Below are 6,000 nucleotides of genomic sequence, written 5' to 3'. Positions count from 1 at the left end.
AACAGTCAGTAAAGTAGCCAAGATACCTGATGGAATGAGTTGGACAGAAGCGGCTTCAATGGTCATGACTGGCATTACTGCGTATAATGTGATACATCATTTATTAACCATTCAGCCGACAGATACGGTGATGGTTGAAGGTGCTTCTGGTGGGGTCGGTACAAGTCTCATTCAATTACTGCATCAAAAAGGCATTCGGGTATTGGCAAGTGCTTCTAAAAAAAATGAAGAAATGGTACGAAAATTGGGTGTCACGGATTTTTCTGCCTATGATCAAGAAGATCCAGGTGAAAAATTTAAAAATCAGGCGGATATTGTTATTGACGCAACAAAAGGCAGTATTAAAGGAGAAACAGGCATTCAAATCATGAAAGAAGAAGGTCACTACGTTGCTTTAAATGAATTACCATCACTTGAACTGCGACAAAAGAAGCTTGGTTTTTATGAAAATTTTGTTCCTAGAAAAGAATATTCGGATCAAGAAGCCTTGACTTATCTATTAGATGCTTATCAAAAAGGCCACTATCAAATTTTCGTTGCACAAGAATTGCCTGCAACCCTTGAGAACTTGATTTGGGCACATCAACAAATCGAAGGGCATCCTTCTGCCGGGAAAATCGTGTTAACCTATGGGTAAAAGATAGTGTCCATGCATTTTTTCTCTTTTTATTTTTATGTTGTTTGCATGAAAATTTCTTTCTTCTATAATAAATGTTAAAGTAGAACGTGGATAATTTAAAAATTCTTTATTTTTCAGCGTAAACATTCAGACAATTTTAGCAATGTGTCTAAATTCACAGTTTTTTTGAAAAAAGAGAATTGAAAATTACATGATTTACATGGTAAAGTAATGCAGCTGAAAAAAAGAAGAAGGGGATATTTATGCGGTCGATTAAAAATACATTAAAGTTATACCTACTAGACTGGAAAAGAATTTTTAAAAATCCGATTGCGACACTTTTGATCATTGCGATTATGATTATCCCTTCATTATATGCGTGGTTTAATATAAAAGCGTTATGGGATCCTTATGGAAATACTGGGGAACTACCTATTGCTGTGTATAGTGCAGATAAGCCAGCAGAATTTCAAGGAAAAGAAGTCGCAATTGGAAAAGAAGTAATCAAATCACTTCATGAAAATAAAGAACTCGGATGGCAATTCGTTGATTCTAAAAAGACATTAGAACAAGGAGTACGTTCTGGAAAATATTATGCAGGTATTTATCTGCCAAAAGACTTCTCAGAAGATTTATTAAGTTTTACAAGTGGCGACATCAAAAAACCGAAAATTGAATATACGGTCAATGAGAAGATCAATGCTATTGCACCTAAGATCACCGATAAGGGTGCTTCAGCGATTCAGACCCAAATTACTGATGAGTTTATCAAAACGGCTAGTTCGACCTTATTGAAGGTTTTTAATGAAATTGGCTATGACATTGATAGTAACCTAGTAAGCATCAATAAAGTAAAATCAATGATTCTTTCAACGGATGAAAATCTTGATACGATTGATGGCTATACGCAACAAGTGCTTGATTTACAAAAACAATTGCCTGATATCAAAGAAAAATTGAATAAAGCCAATGAATTTGTCGACTATCTACCTAAAGTAGATGAAATGGGGCAAAAAGTGGTAGAATTAAATGGAAAAATGCCCCAATTACAAGAACAAGCGAAAATCATTTTGGATTTGCAACAAAAAATACCTGAAATTCAAAATGCGGGTAGACAGATTGCTGAAATTGATGGCGATTTTTCATCCATCCAAGAAACAATGGATCAAGGGATTGCTGAAGCCAAACAAGGTTTAACAATCATTCAACAAGCGCAAGATATCTTGCCAGATGTAAAAAATCTAGAATCACAAGCGAAGAACTTAGCTTCACAAACCAAAACTGGTGCAGAACAATTAAAAGAGGCCTTACCTGGCATTACAACAAGTGTTCAAACCACTTTGCAATCTATTAGCCAAGCTGCAACTACCATCAGTTCATTTGCTGAAAGTGTCGATCAAGCCATTACAGATAATCAGCTGACGGATGAAGAAAAACAACATCTTATTGGCGTGCTAGACAGTATTCTTAATAGTTTACCAGCGCAACAACAAGCATTGGACAAACTCGTTGATTTTTTGACACAATTGCAAGAACAAGCAGGCAATACGAAATTACAACCGATCATTGATACACTTAATAGTATAAAATCTGTATTGAGTGATCTACAAAATCGATTACCAGCGTTGAAACAAGCCATTCAAGATGGAAATGTTGACAGCGTAAGAAATCTATTAAGACAAGTCAAAACAGCTGCAACAAATGTGAATCAACTGATTTCAGGAATTGACGTAAATCAAGTAGGAGAAACAGTCAATGCTTTGTTAAATCAAGTGATTAGCACGATTGAAACAGCACAAGGAGCATTAAGCAAAGCGGATCAAATCGATTTTGATTCTTTATTAAATTCAACAAAAGCGACAGTGACCAATGCTGTGGCTATCTTAGAAAAATATCAAAAAGAAATGCCAGCTATCGGTCAAGAAATCCATGATGCAAACACGATGTTAAACGGGAATATGGAAACCATTGTGAATGGCATCAATAAAGGAGCCGATCTTTATAACAATGATTTGCCGGTCTTAGCGAATAAGTTGAGTTTGGCAGCAGACTTTATTCAAAATGATTGGCCTGGATTGAAAAATGAGATTACAAGTACAATGACGACTGTCAATGAAAAGATGCCTCAAGTTGAATCTGCAGTCAATGCAGCGTCTGACTTGATCAATAATGATTGGCCATCTATCAAATCGGGGATTCAAAAAGCCGCCGCAGCTATTCGCAAAGGAGAAAAAGAAGTCGATTTAGGTGAAGTCATCAAATTGTTAAAATTAGATGCAACAAAAGAAAGTGACTTCTTTACTCGTCCTGTAGACTTGAAAACAAACGTCATGTATCCAATTGCAAATAACGGTTCAGCAAGTACGCCGTTTTATACAGCATTATGTTTGTGGGTAGGGGCAGTTCTTCTTTCAAGTGTGGCAACAACGGATTATTATTTAGGTAAGAGAGAAAGAAATAACTTTACAAAACGGGAGCAATTTGTCGCTCGGATGCTTACTTTCTTAACGATGGCTGTTTCACAAAGTCTGATTGTGACGTTAGGAAATATCTTTTTATTAGGCGTGGATGTTCATAATCCTGTCTATAGTGTAACGTTTGCTGTATTGATCGCACTTGCCTTTATGATGATCGTCTATGTCTTAGCGGCGTTGTTTGACAATGTCGGAAAAGGCTTAGCCATCATTATTCTCGTCCTCTCTATTTCTGGAGGAGGAGGAAACTACCCAATTCAAGTATCAGGTAAATTTTTCCAAATGATCAATCCATTCTTGCCATTTACACATGCGGTCAATCTTTTACGTGAAGCAGCTGGTGGAATCTATTGGCCAAATGCAACCCATGCGATCTGGATCATGATTGGTTTATTCATAGGCTTTGGGGTAATTGGTACGCTTGTCGCCCCTTATGTTCAAGAAAAAATGGTCAAATTTAAAGAAGCGGCACATAAGAGTCATATTTTCCATTAAAATTTTGGTGAAGAGTCATAAAACCTCGTTAGACAAAAATAGTTCTGTATTTTTTGTCTAATGGGGTCTTTTTATTTTCAATAGATAGGATGAAATATAGTTCGTTTTTTTGATTTTTGATTCTTTTGCTTCGTTAACTAAACATCAAAAAATTTTTTGAACGTCGTTTTTAATGGGAATGAGATGTTAGATTTTTTAACAAAAGCCAGGAATAAGGATAGTTTTTTGGAGAAGGGATTATTTTAACGTACGTTTGAAAAAAATAATCTTTTTTTCGACTTTTTTCCAATTAATTTTATGAAAGTTTATTGACTTTTACATTTTGGGAGCGTACTATAACATCTTGTTTAAGATAAATTTTGAACATGAATGAATTTAAAGCAAATATGTGTGTAAAGGAGTAAAAAAATTGGATTACTTAAAAAGATTATTGGTAGGTAAGCCGTTAAAATCTGCTGAAAATGACGAGCATAAATTAACTCGTTTTGCTGCGTTAGCGTTACTTTCTTCGGATGCGCTATCGTCCATTGCTTATGGTACAGAACAGATTGTTGTTGTTTTAGTTGCTTTGTCAACTGCAGCCATCTGGTATTCATTACCAATTGCCGCTTTTGTTATTATTTTATTGATTTCATTAACACTTTCTTATCGTCAAATTATCCACGCATATCCTCACGGTGGAGGTGCGTATGTCGTCAGTAGTGAAAACTTGGGCAAAAATGCTGGGTTGATTGCTGGTGGTTCGTTACTGATTGACTATATGTTGACGGTTGCTGTTTCTGTTTCAGCTGGTGCAGAAGCGATCACTTCTGCCATACCGGCGCTGTACGGACATCAAGTAGCGATTTCGGTAGCTATTGTCTTGTTGTTGATGATGCTCAATTTACGGGGGTTAAGAGAATCAGCATCCTTTTTACTTTTCCCAGTCTATACGTTTATTGCGGTGATCACGCTGTTAATTGCTGTCGGCTTATTTAATATTCTCACTGGGGCTGTACCTTTACACGCAACTGCTTTACCGGGAGCTGCCATTCCAGGAGTTTCAATCGCTTTGATCTTACGAGCTTTCTCTTCGGGTTCTTCTTCTTTAACTGGTGTTGAAGCGATCAGTAATGCTGTGCCATTCTTTAAAAAACCACGAGCAAAAAATGCTGCTGCAACGCTAACAATGATGGCATTGATCCTTGGTTTCTTCTTTGTAGGAATTACTTTTATCAACTATTGGTATGGAATTGTTCCTGAAAAAGAAGTTACCGTTTTATCTCAAATCGGAAAAGCAGTATTTGGTCATGGTGTCTTGTACTATGTGCTCCAATTTGCGACTGCATTAATCTTAGCAGTTGCTGCTAATACTGGTTTTTCTGCCTTTCCAGTACTTGCTTATAATCTAGCAAAAGACAAATTCATGCCTCATATGTACCTAGACCGTGGGGATCGTTTAGGCTACTCCAATGGGATCATGACATTGGCTTTTGGCTCTATTATTTTATTGTTTATTTTCCATGGATCGACGGAACGCTTGATACCTTTATATTCCATTGGTGTATTTATTCCTTTTGCTTTATCCCAAACAGGAATGGTTATCAAATGGAAAAAAGAAGGAGAGAAATGGTTAGGCAAATCAATCGCAAATATCACGGGAGCATTTATCTCATATGCGATTATTGCGATTTTGTTTGTCTATCGTTTAGGAGATATTTGGCCATTCTTTATTATTATGCCAATCGTGATGTACATTTTCTACCGTATCCATGATCACTACAAAAAAGTAGCAGAACAACTTCGTTTGGAAACAGATGCGCAATTACATGATTACGATGGAAATACTGTGCTTGTATTGGTCGGAAATGTTACTCGAGTAAACATTGGAGCCATCAATTACGCTCGTTCAATCGGGGATTACGTGATCGCTATGCACGTGTCGTTAGATGAAGATATTGCAAAGGAGAAGGAAATTGAAGCAGACTTCAAAAAACATTTTCCTGATGTTCGTTTTTCTGTCGTTCATTCCTCTTACCGTTCCATTGAAAATCCGATTATACGTTATGTCGATTTAGTAAGCAAAAAAGCAGCAGAACAAAACTACACAACGACTGTATTAATTCCGCAATTTGTGCCAAACCGTAGATGGCAAAATATCTTGCATAACCAAACGAGTTTACGATTGAGACTTCGTTTATCTTGGCGAGAAAATATTGTAGTAAGTACGTATAGTTATCATTTGAAAAAATAGTAGGATGAATCGTACGACAAGTAACGAGATGAGAACAAAGTTTTCGTCTCGTTTTCTTTTTTGTTTGACTAAATAGATAAAAAGTGAGTGAGTAAAGATGAGCAAGTAAACGTAAAAGGTCAGCAACTAGAAACTAGCAGGCATTTTCTAGTTATTCATTAACGAGGGAATTGATAGTT

Annotated in this window: 3 protein-coding genes; all 3 read left to right on the top strand. The window is 36.4% G+C overall.

Annotated features, from left to right (window positions below; translation table 11 throughout):
* The coding region (locus EVI01_RS07995; RefSeq protein WP_146811599.1) for a zinc-binding dehydrogenase at positions 1-637 on the top strand (637 nt) is incomplete at its 5' end.
* Positions 638-882: 245 nt separating this feature from the next.
* Positions 883-3,588, top strand: a complete 2,706-nt coding sequence (locus tag EVI01_RS07990; RefSeq protein WP_010750647.1) for a YhgE/Pip domain-containing protein — start codon at positions 883-885, stop codon at positions 3,586-3,588.
* Between the two features lie 409 nt (positions 3,589-3,997).
* Complete coding sequence (gene kimA / locus EVI01_RS07985) at positions 3,998-5,821, top strand: potassium transporter KimA (RefSeq protein WP_010750646.1); 1,824 nt, start codon at positions 3,998-4,000, stop codon at positions 5,819-5,821.
* Positions 5,822-6,000 lie beyond the last annotated feature (179 nt).

The organism is Enterococcus villorum, from assembly GCF_007990225.1.
Taxonomy (GTDB): domain Bacteria; phylum Bacillota; class Bacilli; order Lactobacillales; family Enterococcaceae; genus Enterococcus_B; species Enterococcus_B villorum.
Note: the sequence above shows the minus strand (reverse complement) of the source record. Positions and strands in the feature narration are given on the sequence as shown.

Bases quoted from the DNA above. Each gene is read 5' to 3' on its own strand.
- EVI01_RS07990 (WP_010750647.1), top strand. From the start codon at position 883: ATGCGGTCGATTAAAAATACATTAAAGTTATACCTACTAGACTGGAAA.